Annotated in this window: 19 protein-coding genes; 5 read left to right on the top strand and 14 right to left on the bottom strand. The window is 62.3% G+C overall.

The annotated features are described in order from the left end of the window. Positions 1-7: 7 nt before the first annotated feature. The 14 genes from AC1D0Z_RS03990 to AC1D0Z_RS03925 form a co-directional block, all read right to left on the bottom strand. Positions 8-790: an enoyl-CoA hydratase gene (locus AC1D0Z_RS03990; protein ID WP_477656949.1), complete on the bottom strand. Its 783-nt coding sequence runs from the start codon at positions 788-790 to the stop codon at positions 8-10. Positions 791-837: 47 nt separating this feature from the next. Then, positions 838-1,662: an acyl-CoA thioesterase gene (locus AC1D0Z_RS03985; protein WP_477656948.1), complete on the bottom strand. Its 825-nt coding sequence runs from the start codon at positions 1,660-1,662 to the stop codon at positions 838-840. 27 nt (positions 1,663-1,689) lie between these two features. Next, complete coding sequence (locus AC1D0Z_RS03980; protein ID WP_477656947.1) at positions 1,690-2,568, bottom strand: alpha/beta hydrolase family protein; 879 nt, start codon at positions 2,566-2,568, stop codon at positions 1,690-1,692. Positions 2,569-2,611: 43 nt separating this feature from the next. Then, positions 2,612-3,469: an alpha/beta hydrolase family protein gene (locus tag AC1D0Z_RS03975; protein ID WP_477656946.1), complete on the bottom strand. Its 858-nt coding sequence runs from the start codon at positions 3,467-3,469 to the stop codon at positions 2,612-2,614. 90 nt (positions 3,470-3,559) lie between these two features. Beyond that, entirely contained in the window at positions 3,560-4,759 is a 1,200-nt protein-coding gene (locus AC1D0Z_RS03970; protein ID WP_477656945.1) for an acetyl-CoA C-acyltransferase, read from the bottom strand. Positions 4,760-4,783: 24 nt separating this feature from the next. Next, complete coding sequence (locus AC1D0Z_RS03965) at positions 4,784-5,290, bottom strand: DUF4442 domain-containing protein (RefSeq protein WP_477656944.1); 507 nt, start codon at positions 5,288-5,290, stop codon at positions 4,784-4,786. Positions 5,291-5,402: 112 nt separating this feature from the next. Next, on the bottom strand, positions 5,403-7,835 hold the full coding sequence (locus AC1D0Z_RS03960) for a 3-hydroxyacyl-CoA dehydrogenase/enoyl-CoA hydratase family protein (protein WP_477656943.1): 2,433 nt from the start codon (positions 7,833-7,835) through the stop codon (positions 5,403-5,405). Positions 7,836-7,837: 2 nt separating this feature from the next. Then, positions 7,838-8,722 (bottom strand): alpha/beta hydrolase family protein, encoded by an 885-nt coding sequence (locus AC1D0Z_RS03955; protein WP_477656942.1) that lies wholly within the window; start codon positions 8,720-8,722, stop codon positions 7,838-7,840. A gap of 24 nt (positions 8,723-8,746) precedes the next feature. Next, a complete protein-coding gene (locus tag AC1D0Z_RS03950; RefSeq protein ID WP_477656941.1) occupies positions 8,747-9,181 on the bottom strand; it encodes a DUF2147 domain-containing protein in 435 nt (144 codons plus the stop codon). Positions 9,182-9,210: 29 nt separating this feature from the next. Next, positions 9,211-11,007: an acyl-CoA dehydrogenase C-terminal domain-containing protein gene (locus AC1D0Z_RS03945; protein ID WP_477656940.1), complete on the bottom strand. Its 1,797-nt coding sequence runs from the start codon at positions 11,005-11,007 to the stop codon at positions 9,211-9,213. A gap of 16 nt (positions 11,008-11,023) precedes the next feature. Beyond that, positions 11,024-11,743 (bottom strand): TetR/AcrR family transcriptional regulator, encoded by a 720-nt coding sequence (locus AC1D0Z_RS03940; RefSeq protein ID WP_477656939.1) that lies wholly within the window; start codon positions 11,741-11,743, stop codon positions 11,024-11,026. Positions 11,744-12,148: 405 nt separating this feature from the next. Next, positions 12,149-12,997 (bottom strand): fumarylacetoacetate hydrolase family protein, encoded by an 849-nt coding sequence (locus AC1D0Z_RS03935; protein ID WP_477656938.1) that lies wholly within the window; start codon positions 12,995-12,997, stop codon positions 12,149-12,151. Between the two features lie 29 nt (positions 12,998-13,026). Further along, positions 13,027-13,773: an SDR family NAD(P)-dependent oxidoreductase gene (locus AC1D0Z_RS03930; RefSeq protein ID WP_477656937.1), complete on the bottom strand. Its 747-nt coding sequence runs from the start codon at positions 13,771-13,773 to the stop codon at positions 13,027-13,029. Next, positions 13,770-14,504 carry an SDR family oxidoreductase gene (locus tag AC1D0Z_RS03925; protein WP_477656936.1) on the bottom strand — a complete coding sequence of 245 codons (735 nt, stop codon included), beginning with the start codon at positions 14,502-14,504 and terminating at the stop codon, positions 13,770-13,772. The genes AC1D0Z_RS03930 and AC1D0Z_RS03925 overlap by 4 nt, the downstream gene beginning before the upstream one ends. Positions 14,505-14,734: 230 nt before the next feature. On the opposite strand from AC1D0Z_RS03925, the gene AC1D0Z_RS03920 reads away from it, so the two are divergent. The 5 genes from AC1D0Z_RS03920 (at position 14,735) to AC1D0Z_RS03900 (ending at position 20,262) form a co-directional block, all read left to right on the top strand. Next, the gene (locus AC1D0Z_RS03920; RefSeq protein WP_477656935.1) at positions 14,735-15,493 is read left to right on the top strand and encodes a FadR/GntR family transcriptional regulator; all 759 of its coding nucleotides are present in this window, start codon (positions 14,735-14,737) and stop codon (positions 15,491-15,493) included. 72 nt (positions 15,494-15,565) lie between these two features. Next, entirely contained in the window at positions 15,566-16,564 is a 999-nt protein-coding gene (locus AC1D0Z_RS03915; protein WP_477656934.1) for a sialic acid TRAP transporter substrate-binding protein SiaP, read from the top strand. Between the two features lie 82 nt (positions 16,565-16,646). Next, complete coding sequence (locus AC1D0Z_RS03910) at positions 16,647-17,222, top strand: TRAP transporter small permease (RefSeq protein ID WP_477656933.1); 576 nt, start codon at positions 16,647-16,649, stop codon at positions 17,220-17,222. Next, on the top strand, positions 17,223-18,617 hold the full coding sequence (locus AC1D0Z_RS03905; protein WP_477656932.1) for a TRAP transporter large permease: 1,395 nt from the start codon (positions 17,223-17,225) through the stop codon (positions 18,615-18,617). It abuts the gene before it with no gap. Positions 18,618-18,735: 118 nt separating this feature from the next. Beyond that, a complete protein-coding gene (locus AC1D0Z_RS03900; protein WP_477656931.1) occupies positions 18,736-20,262 on the top strand; it encodes a UxaA family hydrolase in 1,527 nt (508 codons plus the stop codon). Position 20,263: the final 1 nt, after the last annotated feature.

Genomic DNA, 20,263 nt, shown 5'->3' with positions numbered 1-20,263 from the left:
GCAGACTTCAGACTGCGCTGAAGTCTGGCCGGCGCTTTTCCATAAAAGCCGAGAACGCTTCGCGCGCAGCGGGCTCGCCCAGCATGCGCCCGAAGCTGGCACCTTCTTCGGCCATGCGCTCGGCCACCACGGTGGCGTTACCTTTTTTCATGAGGCGCTTGGTTTCCATTAACGCGCTCAGCGGCTTGGCCACCAGTTTTTGCGCCTGCCGCTGTGCCAGCGCATTGGCTTCGGCGGGTGGCACGATGCGGTTGATGAGGCCGATCTCCAGTGCTGTTTCGGCCGTGAAAGGCTCGCCCAGCAACAGTGCTTCGGCGGCACGCGGATAACCCATGAGCTGCGGCACCAGGAAACTGGAGGCAGCCTCAGGGCACAGGCCGAGATTGACAAAAGGCATTGAGAACGCGGCGTTGTCGCCGGCGTAGACCAGATCGCAGTGCAGCAGCAGCGTGGTACCTATGCCCACGGCGGGGCCACATACGGCAGCAACCAGCGGCTTGGGAAAGCTGCTGATACCGCGCAGAAAACGGAACACCGGGGAATCGGGCGTTGAAGGCGGCTTGTTCAGGAAATCGCCGATATCGTTGCCGGCGGAAAAAATGGTTTCATGTCCCTGGATCACCACCACGCGCACAGCCCCGTCGTGGTGGGCCGACTCCAGCGCATCGGCCATCGCGCCATACATCGCAGAGGTAATGGAATTTTTCTTGTCCAGGCGGTTCAGCGTGATGGTCATCACACCCGCGTCGATGTGGCTCAGGATTTCGGGAATAGGGGCTGAAGTGTTCATGGTGTTTTCCGTTGAGAGGCCAAGTGTAGGGGCCCTGGAAGCCGTTCTCATTCTTTGTAATAGACGATCTGCGTGCTCGTGGCCAGCAGCACGCCGGTTTCGCTCCACAGCTGCGCGGTCTGGTCGAAGAAACCGTTGCGAAAAGCCTGCGCCTTTGCCTGCCCCAGCAAGAACCCCTCGCCGCATTCCGCGAGCTGCCTGCTGTCCGCATGAAAGTAGGTCGTGATTGAAACAGTGCCGGCCGGCACGCGCGTGGCACGGCGCAGCCAGACGCGCGGATAGAACACGTCTGACATGGCGGCCAATGCCGGAAAATCGAGTGGGCGCGGCGGGTCGTCTCGCACCCACAGCTGCGTAAGGCTTTCCGTGCCACTGCCGTCCCAGACCTGCGGAATCACGCCGCGCACCGGCCGCATGTCGTAGCGGTTCGTCCATGCGGATGTTGAGAACCGCAGCCTGCCTGAGGCCTCAGCCAGCGTGACTGCGGGCATGGGTGTGTCGTTGGCACTCCAGGTCTCGCGGCGCGCCGCCGTGACGGCTGTGGCGGTCATTACGGCGCCGCCGGCATCGCCGTCCTGCGACAGCTCCACCGCCCAGTGCTGGGTGGAACGGTTGGTGCGGGCCGGCCTCGCCGTGACGGTGAAAGGCCCTTCTGCCATGGCCGCTGCGTAGTTCACCGTCAGCGCTACCGGCTCGCCCAGCAGGGCGGGGTGCAGCAGGATGGCGCGCAGGGCCGTGGCCGCTGTAGTGCCGCCGAAGGGCCCCACCATATTCCAGTACGCCGGACTGCTGTGGCCCAGCCAGGTGTCAGGCCTGCCGGCGCCGGCGGGTTCGAGCCTGAGCGCGTCGTCAAAAGAATGCGTGCTTGTCATGTTGGCGGTGTGATGCAGCTTTACGCTTCAGGCCGGGGAGTTGGCGGCGCCGGCCATACCTTCAATGATCCGCTGGGCGCGCGGCCACAAGGTCTGGTTGAACTGCTCCCGAAAGAAACCGAAGTGCCCGATGCGGCTGACCTGTATATCTGCCGGTGCTATGCGTTCAAAGCTGCGCGGCGCATTGCTGTACAGGTTGATGAGGTTTTGCGTGCCGCGCCAGGTCATCAGCTCGTCGTCTGTCATGGACAGCGCGGTCACCGGAAAACTGACCCGCCCATAACTCAGCCGTGCGCTTTCACCCTCGGCCCCCACGCTGTAGTGCGGATCCAGACACCACTTGCGCCACTGCAGCATCACGCCGGCCGGCAGGTCGCCCACTTTTTTGAGCCTGCGCCCCGGGAAATAACCGCAAAGGCGCGTAGCCAATGGCACCAGCACATACCAGAAATACAAAATCAGGCGCCTGAGCTGCGGCGCATTGTCGCGCCAGTAGCCGCTTCCTGCCGCGATGCTGACGAGCCCATCGATCTTGTCCTGATTTTTCAGGAAACCCGGCAGCTGCGCACCGAGGCTGTGACCCAGCAGGTATAGCGGTGCATCGGGCAAGGCCGCCTTGGCGGCATCTACCACCGCCTCATAGTCGGCGGCCCAGTCGAGCAGATCGGCCTTGAAACCGCGCAGGCTGCCGCTAGCGGTGCCGGGCAGGGATTCTCCTGAACCCCGGTAGTCAAATGTGGTGACGCGAAAGCCCTGACCGGAAAGCCATTGTGCAAACGGCGCGTAATAGTCCTGCCGCACACCCATGGCGCCGCCAATGACCACGCTGGCGCGCGCGGGCTTTGAAGGCGCATACACACGGGCGGCAAGTTGCGCCGTTCCTGAACTGAGGATCTGCATCTGCATCACATGCTCCTGGAAGTGGCTGAATTGGAATACGGCACGCGCATCAGGCGTGAAGGTGTTGCACCAGCTGCGGCCAGAAACTGGCGCGAAGCCTGTCGCGAAAGTACCCGAAGTGGCCGATATGCCTGACGCCCAGGTTTTCCGGCTCCAGGGTCAGGCATTGCACTGGCTCCCGCCGTGCACCGAACAAGGCCACGAACCGGTCTGCCGACCACTGGGAAAAGACCTCGTCGTCGCTGGAGTTGAAGTAGGTGATCGGCGTCTGCACGCGCTCAAAACGTTCACGCTGGTGGGCATCACGCGCCAGGTAGTCGGGATGGCGGCACCAGCGCGTCCATTGCCGCATCACACCGGCGGGAATGTTGCCGACCTTGCGCAGTCTTTGACCCGGGAAATAGCCGAACAGCGGCACCAGCAAGGGCCCCCAGATCTGCGTGGCGGCAAACAGGCCCCATCGCGGCACGGCCCTGCGCAGGCGGGGCCAGTAACCGCTGCCGCTGGCAACCAGGATGGCACGCTGGAAGAGGTGTGTGGTTTCAGAACTGGCAAACAACTGCCCGCCCAGGCTGTGGCCCAGGTAATACAACGGAAGGTCCGGTACGCGTTGCCGCAGGAACCGTGCAGCGGCGCTCACGTCCTGCTGGCCCCAGGTATCGAAGGTGGCAACAGTGGATGCCACGCGCTCACCGCCGGAGGCAAAAGTGCCGCGGTAGTCGAGCGTCAGAACGGTAAAGCCTTGCGCGGCCAGCCAGCGGGCGAAGGGCTCGTAATGTTGCTGGGGCGTGGCCATCGCACCGGCCAGCAGTACGCCGCCGCGGGCCTCGCCTCCCGCGGGATCCGCTGCAAACACCGTCGCTGCCAGCGCCCAGGAGTCCTGGGTCAGAACCGTGATTCGCTCCATCTTCTGTCTCCAGTCAGGAAAAGCCCAGTCTGCCCCGCAGCTGCCATAACCGCTGCCGCAAGCGCGACAGCGGGGCCGCCGCCGACGGCCTTACACGCGTTCGAAAATACCCGCAGCGCCCTGACCCATACCTACGCACATGGTCACCATGCCGTACTTGAGCTGGTGGCGATGCAGCGCATGGATCACGGTCGCGGCGCGGATCGCACCGGTCGCGCCCAGGGGATGGCCCAGCGCGATGGCGCCCCCCATGCGGTTGACCTTGGAGGCATCGAGCTTGAGCGTGTTGATCACCGCCAGCGACTGTGCGGCGAAGGCTTCGTTCAATTCAAACCAGTCGATGTCTTCCTGCTTGAGGCCGGCGTAGCGCAGAGCTGCCGGAATGGCTTCGATCGGACCGATCCCCATGATTTCGGGCGGCACGCCCTTGGCGGCGTAGCTGACAAAGCGGGCGAGCGGCTTCAGGCCGAAGTCCTTGACGGCCTTTTCGCTGGCCAATACCAGCGCACCCGCACCATCGGAGGTCTGCGAGCTGTTGCCGGCGGTGACCGAGCCGCGCGCGGCAAACACCGTCTTGAGTTTGGCCAAGCCTTCCAGCGAGGTATCAGGCCGTGGGCCTTCATCCAGGCTCACGGTGCGCGTCTTGGCGACGACTTCGCCGGTTTCCAGGTTGGCGGTGCGGTCGGTCACCTCAACCGGCGTGATCTCGTTACTGAACTCGCCGGCCTGCTGCGCCTTGATGGCCTTGAGGTGCGACTCGAGCGCGAACTGGTCCTGCGCCTCGCGCGAAACCTTCCACTGCTGTGCCACCTTCTCGGCCGTCAGGCCCATGCCGTAGGCGATGCCGACGTTCTCGTCGTTCATGAACATATTGGGCGACAGCGAGGGCGAGTTGCCCGACATGGGCACCATGCTCATGCTTTCGGTGCCGGCGGCAATCATCACGTCGGCTTCGCCCACGCGGATGCGGTCGGCCGCCATCTGGATGGCCGACAAGCCGGAAGCGCAGAAACGGTTGACCGTGATGCCGCCCACACTGGTGGGCAGGCCGGCCAGCACCGCGCCGATGCGCGCCACGTTCAGGCCTTGCGGGCCTTCGGGGATTGCGCAGCCGCAGATGATGTCTTCAATCGCCTTCGGGTCAAGCGACGGCACTTGCGCCAACGCGGCCTGCAGCGCCTTGACCAGCAGGTCATCGGGCCGCATGTTGCGGAAATAGCCGCGGCCCGAGCGCCCGATGGGCGTGCGAGTGGCGGCGACGATGTAGGCGTCCTGGACTTGTTTGGCCATGATGGTTTCCTTGAAATTTCTCGGTTAACTTTTCCGTGGGCCGGCGGGAATCCAGGCCCAGACAAATTCGCATTCGACCGGGTTGACGCCGGCTTCATCGGTCACAGTGACCGGCACGGTGACTTCACCCTTGTCGCTGGCTTGCATGGCCGCGCGCTGCTCGTCGCTCAGCGTGGCCACCGCGCGCAGGGCGCCGGTGGCGCGCTTCCTGAACGACATCTTCAGTTCCTTGGCCAGCGGGATGCAGTCGTCGCGCACGTTCATGCCCACCACCATGCCGGTGGCGGTTTCCGCCACCAGGTTCATGGCCGAGGCATGCACGCCGCCGATGTGGTTCTGCACCTTCTTCTCGTTCCTGATGCCGATCTCGACCCGGCCCGTGCCCATCTCAATAAAGTCCAGGCCAGCGGTGCCGGTAAATGGCACGGCGCGACGCAGCACCACGCTGCGGAACCAGCCGCGCGCAAAGGCTGGCACCTCATCGAGCCGCTGCAGCTGCCGCGCCAGGCGGTTGGGCTTGTGGTCGCTCATATCTTTCTCCCAACCAGCAAACGCCGCGGAACCGGCTTTGCCGGGCCGCAGGCGTTGCCCCCTGCAAGGGGGAAAGGCGCTACACGCAGTGAGTGTCCGATGGGGGTGTTCATCAATTGCGAACAGGTTTTCCGGTGCTCATCATTCCCATAATTCGCTCTTGCGTTTTTGGGTGCTCGAGCAATGAACAGAACGCCTTGCGCTCCAGCGTCATCAAATACTCCTCGGTCACCAGCGTGCCGGCATCAACATCACCGCCGCACACCACGCCGGCGATCAGGCTGGCGATGTGGAAGTCGTGCGCGCTGATGAAGCCGCCGTCGCGCATGTTGACCAGCTGGCCCTTGATGGTGGCCAGGCCGCTGCGGCCCACCACCGGGAACTGGCGTTTGTGCGGCGCGCGGTAGCCCGAGTTGAACAGCGCGCGCGCTTCATTGAGCGCCACGAACAGCAGCTCATCCTTGTTCGGCACGATTACGTCGCTGTCGAGCAGATAGCCGATCTTGCGGCTTTCAATCGCGCTGGTGCCGACCTTGGCCATGGCCGCGGCAGTGAAGCCTTCGGTCAGGAAAGGCAGGATGTCCTTGTTGGTCGAGGTAGAGGCGTTCTCCGCGGCACGGCGGGCAATGTAAGCCAGGCCACCGGCGCCGGGCACCAGGCCCACACCGACTTCGACGAGGCCGATGTAGCTTTCCATCGCGGCCACGCGTTTGGCCGAATACACTGCCATTTCGCAACCGCCGCCCAGCGCCAGGCCGCGAATGGCCGACACCACGGGCACGGCTGCGTAACGCAGCTTGAGCATCACGTTCTGCAATTCGGCCTCAGCGCCTTCAATCGCCTTGGCGCCGCCCATCATGAAGGCGGGCAGCATGGCCTGCAAGTCGGCGCCGGCCGAGAACATCTCGTCGTTGGACCAGATGACCATGCCCTTGTAGCTTTTCTCCGCCAGATCCACACCCATCGCGAGGCCTTCGGCCACGTCAGGGCTGATGGCGTGCATCTTGGTCTTGATGCTGGCGATCAACACGTCGCCCACTTCACCATTGACGCCGTCCAGCGTCCAGAGGCGGATCGCGTCATCTTCATGCAGGGTCGTGCCGGCGGTTTCAAAGGCGGGCGCTTTTGAACCCAGCACATCTTCGGGGAAGAACTGGCGCTCATACACGGGCAGCTTGCGGCGCGGGATGAATTTTTTGGCTGAGGCGCTCCACGAGCCTTCGGCCGTGTGCACGCCACCGGCCTCGGCCACAGGGCCCTTGAACACCCACTCAGGCAGCGGCGCTTTGGACAGCGCCTTGCCGGCATCAATGTCTTCCTGGATCCAGGTGGCGACCTGCTTCCAGCCGGCCTGCTGCCACAGCTCGAAGGGACCCTGTTTGGAACCAAAGCCCCAGCGCATGGCGAAGTCGATGTCGCGTGCGGTTTCGGCAATGCTTTCCAGGTGCACGGCGGCGTAATGAAACTGGTCGCGCAGGATGGCCCAGAGGAAACGCGCTTCGGCGCCCTCGGCTTCACGCAAGAGCTTGAGGCGTTCGCCCGCGGTCTTCTTCAGCATGCGGCCGACGACCTCATTGGCCTTGGCGCCGGCGGGCACGTATTCCATGCTTTCCGGATCCAGGCGCAGGATGTCGCGGCCCTGCTTCTTGTAAAAACCGGCGCCGGTCTTCTGGCCCAGGCTTTTGGATTCAAGCAGTTTGGCCAGCACGGGCGGCGTGCCATACACATCGGAGAACGGGTCTTCGACTTTTCCGCTGCCGGCGGGGCCCAGGTTGTCTTGCAGCGTCTTGATGACGTGGGCCATGGTGTCCAGGCCCACCACGTCGGCGGTGCGGAAGGTGCCCGAACTCGCACGGCCCAGCTTCTTGCCGGTGAGGTCGTCGACCACGTCATAGGTCAGACCAAAAGTTTCGGCTTCCTTGATGGTGGCCAGCATGCTGGCAATGCCCACGCGGTTGGCGATGAAGTTGGGTGTGTCGTGCGCGCGGATCACGCCTTTCCCCAGCGCGCTGGTGACAAACGCCTCCAGGTCGTCGAGCACCTTGGGTTCGGTGGTCGGCGTGTTGATCAGCTCGACCAGCGTCATGTAGCGCGGCGGGTTGAAGAAGTGGATGCCGCAAAAGCGCGGCTTGATGGATTCGGGCAGCGCCTCGCTCAGCTTGGTGATCGACAGGCCGGAGGTATTGCTGGCCACGATGGCGCCTTCAGCAATGAAGGGCGCGATCTTGTGGTACAGGTCGGTCTTCCAGTCCATGCGCTCRGCAATCGCCTCGATGATGAGGTCGCACTCCTTGAGCAGCTCCATGTTCTCTTCGTAATTGGCCTGCTGGATCAGCGCCGCATCTTCAGGCACGCCCAGCGGGGCCGGCTTGAGTTTTTTCAGGCCTTCGACCGCTTTGATGACGATGCCGTTCTTCGGGCCGTCCTTGGCCGCGAGGTCAAACAGCACCACAGGCACCTTGACGTTGACCAGATGGGCGGCGATCTGCGCGCCCATGACACCGGCGCCGAGGACGGCGACTTTCTTGACTTGGAATCGGGACATGGTTAAGACCTGGTTGAGGGAATCTGGTTGAAAAATTCGAGCACGGCGCTCCAGTAGCGCTGTGGCTCGTCGCGCATGCCGTGGGTGTGGGCGGCGCGTTCAAGGATCAGGCGCTGGATGCGTTCAGGACGTGAAGCAGCCTGCTGCAATGCATCGCCGAAAGGCACCGGCGTCCAGCGGTCGCCCTGGCTGTGTATCAGCAGCACGTCCACGTCGCGCATGTTGGCAAGGTGGTGTACGGGCCGCAGGCGCAACTCGCCTTGCGGGTTAATGCGCCGGCTGATGTTGAGCACGGCATGGGCAAAAGGATAAGCTTTCCAGAAATCGGGCAGCGAGGGCGCGCAAGCTTCAGCCACCACCTTGTCGTAAGGAAAATCCGCTTCATCAATCGCGCTCAGCGTATTGATCGCGCCGAAAGACGCCGTCAGCGCATGCACCGGCAGCCCGGCAAAAGCGCCACGCGCCCAGCAGCCCACCGATATCACGTCACCGGGGTAATCGAAATTGGTCGACGGGCTTTCGCCGAAACCGTTGAAGTCGAAAGCCACCACATGAAAGCCTGCGTCCAGCAGCGCCTGGGCATGGCCGTGGCGCAGCCAGAACCCCTTGCATGAAAAACCCATGGGATGGGCGCACACCACCACACCGCGCGGGGCCAGCGGCGTGCGCGCGACGATGGCCTCAAGCTGGCTGGTGCTGCGGCTGGCTATCTGCACCCTTTCCCAGCCTTCTTGCGGCACACTGGCCGGCCAGCGCCAGGGTTTCATGAAGCGGCCGAAAAACGGCTTCTTGAGCAGGTGGTGGCCCCACCAGCGGCGCGCGGCCGGCGCAGTGCTGCCACCGCCGCCAAAAGGCAATGACCGCAAACGGGAAATTGCTTCACCCATGGCGAGTCCTCACTTTCAGCATGCTCATTGCACACGCACCCAGGTCTGGGTGCGGCCAAAAGGCCCGATGGAGCCACGCACTTCCATCTTCTTGCCACCCTCAATGGGCGTCATCTTGAGGGAATAGCTCTTGCCGTTCTCGGGGTCGAGAATCTTGCCGCCTTCCCAGACGTCGCTGTCGGGCGACTTCTTGGCACCGCGAATGATTTCAAGTCCCAACCGCGACTTGTCCTTGCGGTCGTCCGTGCATTCGGTGCAGATGTCGTCGGGTTTGACACCGGGGGACAGACGCTTTTCGACCTTGCCGTTCAGCACGCCGCCCGCCTCCACGATGCGGACCTCGACTTTGGGGTCACCGGTTTTTTCGTCAAAGCCACGCCACAAGCCCACGGGCGTATTCTGGGCAAGCGCAGGGATGGCAACAAGACTCAAGGCCAGGACCAGCAATTTGCGTTTCATGGTGTCTCCCGTTGATCTGTACAAAAGGCTCAGGCTAACGCTTCGTCGGTTTCCATCAGCGCCTTGCTGCCGGCGCGCGCCGTGCGCATCAGCGTGGCGGTCTCGGGGAACAGCTTGGCGAAGTAAAAACGTGCGGTCTGCAACTTGGCCACATAGAACTTGTCCGTGTTGCCGGCAGCGATTTCGCGCAGCGCGGTTTGCGCCATCAAGGCCCAGAAGTAGCCAAACACCAGGTGGCCGGCCACGCGCAGGTAGTCCACTGCAGCAGCGCCCACTTCGTCGGGGTTCTGGAAGCCCTTGAAGCCTAGTTCTGTAGTGAACTTGGTCATCTGGTCGGCGAGGTAAGCCAGTGGGTTGATGAACTCGGCCATCTTCTCATTGACACCTTCTTCGGCGATCAGCGCACCGATCACCTTGCCGAATTTCTTCAGCGTGGCGCCGTTGTTGCCCAGCACCTTGCGACCCAGCAAGTCGAGCGACTGGATGGTGTTGGTGCCTTCGTAAATCATGTTGATGCGGTTGTCGCGCACAAACTGCTCCATGCCCCACTCTTTGATGAAGCCGTGGCCGCCGAAGACCTGCATGCAGGCGTTGGTCGAAATGTGGCCGTTGTCGGTCAGGAAGGCTTTGACGATGGGTGTGAGCAAGGCGACGATTTCACCGGAATCCTTGCGCACCTTTTCGTCGGGGTGGTGCAGTTCCTTGTCGAGCAACAGCGTGCAATAAATCGCCAGTGCACGGCCGCCTTCAGCATAGGCCTTGGCCGTGAGCAGCATCTTGCGCACGTCGGGGTGCACGATGATCGGGTCGGCCGGCTTGTCTTTGGCCTTGACGCCAGACAGCGAGCGCATCTGAATCCGGTCCTTGGCATAGGCCAGCGCATTCTGGAAGGCTACTTCGGTCAGGCCCAGCGACTGGTTGCCCACGCCCAGGCGTGCGGCATTCATCATCACGAACATCGCAGCCAAGCCTTTGTTGGGAGCACCCACCATGGTGCCGACAGCATCTTCGAGCACCATCTGCGCGGTAGCGTTGCCGTGGATGCCCATCTTGTGCTCCAGGCCGCCGCAGTAAATGCCGTTGCGCGAACCGAGGGCGCCGTCTTTGCCGATGTTGAACTTGGGCACGGCGAACAGGCTGATGCCCTTGCTACCCTGCGGCGCATCAGGCAACCGGGCCAGCACCAGGTGCACGATGTTGGCGGCCATGTCGTGTTCACCAGCGCTGATGAATATCTTGTTGCCGGTCAGGCGGTAGGTGCCGTCGGGTTGCGGCTCGGCCTTGGTGCGCAAGAGGCCCAGGTCGGTGCCGCAATGCGGTTCGGTCAGGCACATGGTGCCGGTCCATTCGCCGCTGGTGAGCTTGGGCAGGTAGAGTTTTTTCTGGTCGTCGGTGCCATGCGCATGCAGGGCTTCATAGGCGCCGTGCGAGAGGCCCGGGTACATGGTCCAGGCCTGGTTGGCCGAGTTGAGCATTTCGTAGAGGCACTGGTTCAGCACAAACGGCAGGCCCTGCCCACCATATTCAGGGTCGCAGCTCAGCGCAGCCCAGCCACCTTCGACGTACTGCGCGTAAGCTTCCTTGAACCCTTTGGGCGGCGTGACTTCATGCGTGGTCTTGTCGAGCTTGCAGCCTTCTTCGTCACCGCTGATGTTCAGCGGAAAGGTTACTTCGGCAGCGAACTTGCCGGCCTCTTCAAGCACGGCGTTGATGGTCTCGACGTCAACCTCCGCATGCTTGGGAATGGCCTTGAATTCGTCGGTGACCTTGAGCACTTCGTGCATGACGAATTGCATGTCGCGCAAGGGCGGGCTGTACTGGGGCATGGTGGATTCCTTTTGCTTAAACTGGTTTGGAAGGGGACGCCTTGCCGGAAGCTTTCTTCGGCAAGGTGGAAAGGGAGGCATCGCTGCCGTAGCGCGCCAGGATGTTGGCAAAACCGGTATTGGCGCGGTCAATGGAACCGGGCGTCTTCAGGAAACGGGCTTCGTAGTGCAGAGCGAGAATGAGGCCGTGGATTTCAAAAGCCATCTGGTGTTCGTCCGCATCGGGAAGCAGGTGCCCAGCCTCCTTGGCCTGCACCACAGCGCGGTACATGGCCGCGAGCCAGGTGCGCACCGAGCCTGCCAGCGCATCGCGCACCGGGCCGGGCCTGTCGTCAAACTCCACCGCTCCGCTGATGTAAAGGCAGCCCGAATCAATTTCGATGGAGGTGCGGTTCATCCAGTTATGGAACAGCGCCGCCAGGCGCGGCAGGCCGCGCGGCTGCTGCAAGGCAGGGAAGAAGACTTCTTCTTCAAAGCGCACGTGGTATTCGCGGATGACGGAAATCTGCAGTTCTTCACGTGAGCCGAAATGGGCGAACACGCCCGACTTGCTCATGCGCATGACTTCGGCCAGCGCGCCAATGCTCAGACCTTCCAGCCCGATCTGCGTCGCCAGGCCCAGCGCGGCATCCACGATGGCAGCCTTGGTCTGCTGGCCTTTTTGCTGGCTTTTGGCCACGGCGCTGCCCGTTGCCGGGGCGCGGGAGGCTTTAGCGGGGAGTTCTGTGATGGCCATGGGTGCTACAAAATAAAACGAACGGTCGTTCTATTTTGCAACACTTTGATGACCATCGGCAAGCAGGGGTTGTTTGGCCCCCACGTATAGAGACCCAGTTCTAACGTTGAATAGGGTAAACCCCCCGTTCAGACTCACTTCCTGCCCCGAGAACCGGCCGCCCTGCGGCCCGGCAAGGCCAGTTCCGCGGCTCAAGCTGGCCTTGGCTCAGGTCGCTTCGCATCGCTCTGCATGCCATGCGCTATCAAATTAGTAGCTACTTGCGCACGTTCCGCATGGGCTGGAGGTCGATTTGATGCACAAATCCGGCCAGCCCCATTTTCACGGCTGTTGCCGGGTTGAAAAATGCCAGCGGGCAGCCCGCGGGGACTGGCTTTGCCAGACCGCAGGCGCCGCTCTCTTGGATTACTTCTTGAACGCCACCACCGTCTGGTGTTGCTCGCCCAGGCCTTCGATGCCCAGGGAGATTTTGTCGCCCTTCTTCAGGTACACAGGCGGTTTCATGCCCAAGCCCACGCCCGGCGGGGTGCCGGTGGTGATGACATCGCCGGGCTCCAGCGTCATGAACTGGCTCACGTAGCTGACGATCCTGGCGACGCTGAAGATCATGGTCTTGGTGTTGCCTTTTTGAACGCGCTTGCCGTTCACTTCCAGCCACAGGCCCAGCTTCTGCGGGTTGGGCACTTCGTCGCGTGTAACGAGCCAGGGACCCAGCGGGCCGAAAGTGTCGCAGCCTTTGCCCTTGTCCCAGGTGCCGCCACGCTCGATCTGGAACTCGCGTTCGCTCACGTCGTTGATGGTGCAGTAGCCGGCCACGTAGTCCAGCGCTTCTTTTTGCGAGACGTAGCGGGCGGTCTTGCCGATGATCACGCCAAGCTCGACTTCCCAGTCGGTCTTGACCGAACCTTTGGGCAGCATGATGGGATCGTTCGGGCCCTGGATGCAACTGGTGGCCTTCATGAAGACCACCGGCTCGGCGGGAATCGGCAAACCGGATTCGGCCGCATGGTCGGCGTAGTTCAGGCCAATGGCGATGAACTTGGGCACGCCCGTAACGGGACTGCCGTAACGCGGCGAGCCCTTGACCAGCGGCAGTTTGTCGGTCTTGAGCTTGCGCAGTTTGGCAATGGCTGCATCGCCCAGCTGGTCAGGGCCAATGTCCTTGATGACGGCGCTCAGGTCGCGCAGCTTGCCGTCGGCATCGATGAGGCCCGGCTTTTCCTTGCCGGGGTTGCCATAGCGAACGAGTTTCATGGTTTTTCCTTTTGGTTAATGATGGGCAATTAGTAAGTAGAGCGGCCGCCCGACAGGTCGAAAACCGCGCCGGTGGAAAACGAACAATCTTCGGTGCAGAGCCAGCTGACCATGGCTGCCACCTCATCGGGCGTACCGAAGCGGCCCATGGGGATTTTCGAGAGCATGAACTGGATGTGTTCCGGCGTCATCTGGTCGAAGATCGGCGTTTTCACCGCGGCCGGCGTCACGCAGTTGACGCGTACACCGGTGTCAGCCAGTTCCTTGCCCAGCGATTTGGTCAGCGCGATCACCGCCGCCTTGCTGGCGCTGTAGGCGCTGGCATTCGGGTTGCCATCCTTGCCGGCCACCGAGGCAATATTGACGATGCGGCCATAGTTGCGTGCTCGCATGTGCGGCACGACTTCGCGGCAGCAAAAAAAGAGGCCGTTAAGGTTGACCTGCTGCACCAGCATCCACTGCTCGGGTGGGTAATCCCAGAGCTTGACGTTGGGGCCGGTGATACCGGCTGAATTCACCAGTGCGTCAATGGCCGGGTTGTGTGCCACGGTTTGTTTGACCGCCTCCACCACGCTGACATGGCTGGCCACATCAACGGCCACCGTATGCACGCCCACACCCAGTGCACCCCGGGCCGCGGCCAGCGCCTCGGGGTTGATGTCCCACAGGGTGACTGTGCCGCCCGAAGCCAGCATGCGCTGTGCAATGGCAAAACCCAGCCCGACCGCGCCGCCGGTGATCACCGCATGGCGCCCCCGCAGGTCCAGCTGGTTCATATGGTGATGCCACCATCGACGTTGTAGGCCTGGCCGGTCACAAACGCCGCTTCGTCGCTGGCAAGAAAGACCACCAGCGGCGCAATTTCATGCGCCTGCGCCAGCCGGCCCAGCGGCTGGCGTGCGATGAAGGCCTTGCGGGCCGCCACGGGATCCTCATTGGCATTGATGCGGTCCTGCAGCGAAGGCGTGTCCACGGTACCGGGGCAAATCGCATTGCAGCGCACGCTGTCGCCCACAAAGTCGGCCGCGACGCTTTTGGTGAGGCCAATCACGGCTGCCTTGGTGGTGCCATAGACAAAGCGGTTAGGCAGCCCCTTGATGCTGCTGCAGACGCTGGCCATATTGACAATACTGCCGCCCTTTTTGGCCTGCATGCCGGGCAACACTGCCTGGATCATCCAGAACTGGGCGCGCACATTCAGGTTGAAGGCGAACTCAAGATCGGCATCGGTGGCTTGCAGGGCAGTACCACCATGCACAAAGCCGGCGCAGTTAAACAGGATGTCCAGGGGGGGCAGGCCGCCTACCAGCTTCTGGATTGCCGCCTTGTCCAGCACGTCCAGCGGCAATGCCGTGATGTTGGCAATTCCTTTGTAGCTTTCCAGCAGCTCAGGTTTCAGGTCGGTCGCCCACACCTGTGCACCTTCAGCCGCCATCGCCAGCGCGGTGGCATGGCCGATGCCCTGCCCGGCTGCGGTGACCAGTGCCTTCTTTCCTTTTAATCTCATGCGTTCTCCTTGGTAATCGGCGGCTAATTGCCGGTAATTGATGAAGGCGGCGTTACCGACCTGACGGCATCCGCCGGATCCCCTCGGCCTACGGGGTGGACCATCAGCTTTACAGGGTTTTGCCGGATGCTCGCGCAGCAGTTTCATGGGATTATTAATTGGCCTTACCACTTGTCCAATTCTGGCTTACCCTTAATTTCCCCCGTTTTCACCTTTGACTGTCCCACCGCATGCCACTGCAAACCGTTGAGCCGAAACGCCTTTACCGTCAGATCGCTGAGCAGCTTCGTTCGTTGATCATGACGGGGGAGTTTCCTGTGGGYTCGCGGCTTCCGGCCGAAAGGGACCTGGCCAAACAGCTGGGAGTGAGCCGTCCCTCCGTGCGGGAAGCCCTGATTGCCATGGAAGTCGAGGGTTGGGTGGAAGTGCGCACCGGTTCCGGCATTTATGTGCTGGACAGGAACATGCCGACCGCCCTGGATGGCGATGCGCGGCCGCAGATTGCCGCCGATGAATGGGGCCCGCTGGAGCTCATACGCGCGCGCCGTGTCGTGGAAGGCGAAACCGCCGCCATGGCCGCGGCCCAATCCAGCGGCAGGAACATTGCACTCATGGCCGAAGCGATTGAATCCATGAAACATGACGCTGATCGCGGCGTCATGCCGCTGGATGGCGACCGTGCCTTTCATACCGCCATTGTGGAAGCCTGCGACAACGTGGTGCTGATCGAAACCGTCCAGAACTTCTGGGATTCCCGCCGCGGGCCGCTTTTCGAGCGGCTGGGCGGCTATTTCGAAACCGTCCAGTCCTGGCGCGCCGCCATCGTTGAGCATGAGGCGATCCTGGCCGCCATCCGCAACCATGACACGGCCGGAGCCCGCCTGGCGATGCACCAGCACATGGACAACTCACATACCCGCTTCAGCGTGAGCTGGACGGAGGCGCAGGAATTGAAGGAACCCGGCGAGCAGGCGGCTGCCCCGGGGTGAGAGCAAGACGGCATGCGATTGGCGCGCCTGCCGGGATTTCAAAGCCAGCCAACCACCCCTAGAGGAGACATCATGAATGCACTGACGAAAAAACGATTTGCTATTAAAACAATAGCTGCTTGCGCTTTACTGGCGGGCACCATGGGCTTTTCCGGCATTGCGTCGGCACAAGCCAAGCTGAAATGGGCGCACGTTTACGAGACCTCCGAGGCCTACCACAAGTGGTCAGTCTGGGCAGCCGACGAGATCAAGAAGCGCACCAGCGCCCGCTATGAGATCCAGGTGTTCCCGGCGTCCACGCTCGGCAAGGAGAGCGACATCAACCAGGGCCTGCAGCTGGGCACCGTCGACATCATCATTTCCGGCGCCTCGTTCGCAGCCCGCAGCTTCCCGCGCATTGGCGTGGCCTACTACCCCTACACCTTCCGCGACCCGGAGCACCTGCTGAAATACGCGAAGAGCGACGTCTTCAAGGAACTGACCGACGGCTACAAGCAGAAAACCGGTGTCCAGACCGTGGCCGTTACCTATTACGGCGCGCGCCACTCTACCAGCAACAAGCCCTTCAAGACCTGTGAGGAAATGAAGGGCCTGAAGATGCGTGTGCCCGACGTGCCGGCTTACATGGCCCTGCCGCGCGCCTGCGGCGCCAACCCGACGCCCATCGCTTTTGCCGAGGTCTACCTGGCACTGCAAAACGGCACGGTTGATGCACAGGAAAATCCGCTGCCCACCATCGAAGCCAAGAAGTTCTATGAAGTCCAGAAGAACATCATCCTGACCGGTCACATCCTCGATTCGCTGGTCACGCAGATTGGCCCCCACGTCTGGACCAAGCTCAGCGACGCCGACAAAAAAGTTTTTACCGACGTGATGCAGGAAGCGGCCGCCAAAGCCACAGCCGACATCCAGAAACGTGAAGCCGAGCTGGTGGACGAGTTCAAGAAAAAAGGCATCAACATGATTACGGTCAACAAGGACGAGTTCCGCGACCACATCGTCAAGGCCGTGGACATGGCCTCGATGGGCTACGACCGGAAGGACTGGGACCGCATCCAGGCCATCAAGTAAGTCCTTGCCCCCGCCGGGGCCAGCACTTCCCGCCCTTTCCTCCATCGGAGGAAAGGGCCTCCCCACTTCACACCCCACCAACATGACTTCCATTCCCGACATTGACGCCTTGCCCAAGGTCATGGGCGACGACGGCGAGTTCCATGCGACGGATGAAGCCGTCGACCTGTCCGGCACGCCTGTTGAAGCCTGGGCGGCGCTGTTTTTCTTCTGGGCCCTGGGCCTGACGGTTTTCTACCAGTTCTTCACGCGCTACGTCATGAACAACTCTGCCGCCTGGACGGAAGAAATCGCGCGCTACCTGCTGATCGCCACCGTCTTCGTCGGCGCCGCCATTGGCGTGGCCAAGAACAACCATATCCAGGTCGACTTCTTTTACCGCTTCATGCCCACCTGGCTGGCGCGCGCCATGGCCCTGCTGACCGACGTGCTGCGCATTGCCTTCCTGGCCGCCATGGTCGTGCTGACCTGGCAAATGATGGACAAGATGGGCAACTACAAGATGACCATCATTGACCTGCCGATGAACCTGGTGTACGGCGTCTGCCTGATCGGATTCGCGGCCATGGCCGTGCGCTCCGTCTGGGTCATGCGTACCAATTTCCGGCGCGGCTACAGCGTACTGGAACGCCCTGAATCCACGATGGAGGACCGCTGAATGTTGAAGGTTATTTTCCTGTTCCTGATGAGCGGTGGCCTGCCGGTGGCCATGGCCATGGCCGGGGCGTCGCTGGTCTACATCCTGTTCACCAACAGCTCGCCGCCCTTTGTGGTGGTTCACCGCATGGTCAGCGGCATCGACAGTTTTCCGCTGCTGGCCGTGCCGTTCTTCATCCTGGCCGGCAACCTGATGAACAACGCCGGCATCACCAACCGCATCTACAACTACGCACTGGCGCTGGTCGGCTGGATGAAGGGCGGCCTGGGCCATGTCAACGTGGTGGGCTCGGTGGTGTTTGCCGGCATGAGCGGCACCGCAATTGCCGACGCAGCCGGCCTGGGCACCATTGAGATCAAGGCCATGAAGGACCATGGCTACAGCACCGAGTTTGCCGTGGGTGTGACGGCCGCCTCGGCAACGCTGGGCCCCATCATTCCGCCCAGCCTGCCCTTTGTGATCTACGGCATGATGGCCAACGTCAGCGTGGGTGCGCTCTTCCTGGCGGGCATTTTGCCGGGGGTCATGATGGCCATCCTGATGATGCTGACCGTGGCCTACTTCGCGCACAAGAACGGCTGGGGCGCCGATGTTCCCTTCGCATGGAGCCGCCTGAACAAGGCGCTGGTGGAAACCGCCGTGGTCATCGGCTGGCCATTATTGCTGTGGCTGCTGATCGGCAAACTGAACTTTCCGCCGCAGATTACCGTGGCCGCCGCGCTGGTGGCGCTGTTTGCGGCCGACAAGGCCTTCAAATTCCAGGCCGTGTTGCCCATCATGACGCCTGTGCTGCTGATAGGCGGCATGACCACCGGCATCTTTACCCCCACCGAAGGCGCCATTGCCGCCTGCGTCTGGGCGCTGATCCTCGGGTTTGCCTGGTACCGCACGCTGACCTTCAAGAGCTTTGTGAAGGTCTGCCTTGATACGGTGGAAACCACCTCTACCGTGCTGTTCATTGTGGCCGCGGCCTCAATCTTCGGCTGGATGCTCACCGCCACCGGCGTGACCACTGACATTGCCAAATGGGTGCTGGACTTCACCAAGGAGGCCTGGGTCTTCCTGCTGCTGGCCAACCTGCTGATGCTGTTTGTGGGCTGCTTCCTCGAACCCACCGCCGCCATCACGATTCTGGTGCCCATCCTGGTGCCGATTGCCACGCAGCTGGGCGTCGACCCGGTCCACTTCGGACTGGTGATGGTGCTCAATTTGATGATCGGCCTGCTGCATCCACCCATGGGCATGGTGCTCTTTGTGCTGGCCCGCGTGGCCAAGCTGTCGGTGGAGCGCACCACCGTCGCCATCCTGCCCTGGCTGTTTCCGCTGCTGGGCAGCCTGATCATCATCACCTACTTCCCCAAATTGGTACTCTGGTTGCCGAAGATGTTTTACTGAAGATGAAACAATCACCCCCTGGGGCGCCTTCGTGCTTCTCTCCTGAGGGGGCGCCACCTGCGGTCCGGCGAAGCCGGTTCCGCGATGGCCCTCGATGTAAAACACAGAAATTCAGACCATGACCCCGTTTATTCGCCTTCACCCCGCCGATGACGTCCTGATTGCCCGCGCCCAGCTGGTGGGCGGCACCCAGGTCGAAAACATCGCCGTGCGCGGCCTGATCCCGGCCGGCCACAAGATCGCCACGCGCGCGCTGGCCGCGGGCGAGCCCGTGCGGCGCTACAACCAGATCATCGGTTTTGCCAGCAAACCTATCGCACCCGGCGAGCATGTGCACACGCACAACCTCGATATGGGCCCCGACAAGGGCGATTTCACGCGGGATTACGCGTTTGGCGCCGACGTGAAGCCGGCACCTGCCAAACGCGAAGCCACTTTCATGGGCATCAAGCGGCCCGACGGCCGTGTTGCCACGCGCAACTACATCGGTATTTTGTCCAGCGTGAACTGCTCGGCCACCGCCGCGCGCGCCATTGCCGACCATTTCTCGCGGCAAAACAATCCTGCCGCGCTCAAGGACTTCCCCAACGTCGACGGCGTGGTCGCGCTGACGCACGGCACTGGCTGCGGCATGGACAGCGATGGCCTGGGCCTGCAGATCCTGCAACGCACGCTGACCGGCTACGCCACGCACCCCAATTTCGCCGGCGTGCTGGTGGTGGGCCTGGGCTGCGAGTCCAACCAGATCAATGCCTGGCTGGCCCACGGCAGCCTGCGCGAAGGCGAGACCCTGCGCGTCTTCAGCATCCAGGACACGGGTGGCACAGCCAAGACGGTGGCCAAGGGCATTGCGATGATCAAGGAAATGTTGCCCGAAGCGAACAAGGTCAAGCGCGAGCCCTGCAGCGCCGCGCACATCACCATCGGACTGCAGTGCGGTGGCTCCGACGGCTACTCGGGCATCAGCGCCAACCCGGCGCTGGGCGCGGCAGTGGACTTGCTGGTGGCGCATGGCGGCACCGCCATCCTCAGCGAAACGCCTGAAATTTACGGCGCCGAGCATTTGCTGACGCGGCGCGCCGTGCGCCCTGAGATCGCCGAAAAACTGATCTCTCGCATCAAGTGGTGGGAGCACTACACCGAGATCAACGAGGGCGAAATGAACAACAACCCCTCGCCCGGCAACAAGGCCGGCGGCCTGACCACCATCCTGGAAAAGTCGCTGGGAGCAGTGGCCAAGGGGGGCACGTCCAACCTGGAGGCGGTGTATGAATACGCCGAGCCCGTCAAGGACCACGGCTTTGTCTACATGGACACGCCGGGCTACGACCCGGTCAGCGCGACAGGGCAGGTGGCCGGCGGCGCCAACATCATCTGCTTTACCACCGGCCGAGGCTCGGCCTACGGCTGCGCACCCTCGCCTTCGCTCAAGCTCGCCACCAACTCGGCGCTGTGGCAGCGGCAGGAAGAAGACATGGACATCAACTGCGGCGAGATCATCGACAGCGGCGTGACGGTGCAGGAGATGGGGCAGCGCATTTTCGAGATGGTGCTGGCCACGGCCTCCGGCGCACCGAGCAAGAGTGAAAAACACGGCTACGGGCAAAACGAGTTTGTGCCCTGGCAAGTCGGCGCGGTGATGTAAG

This window comes from Polaromonas sp. P1_E3 (assembly GCF_056405935.1).
The sequence above is the reverse complement of the archived record's forward strand: the minus strand, read 5'-3'. Positions and strand labels throughout refer to the sequence as shown.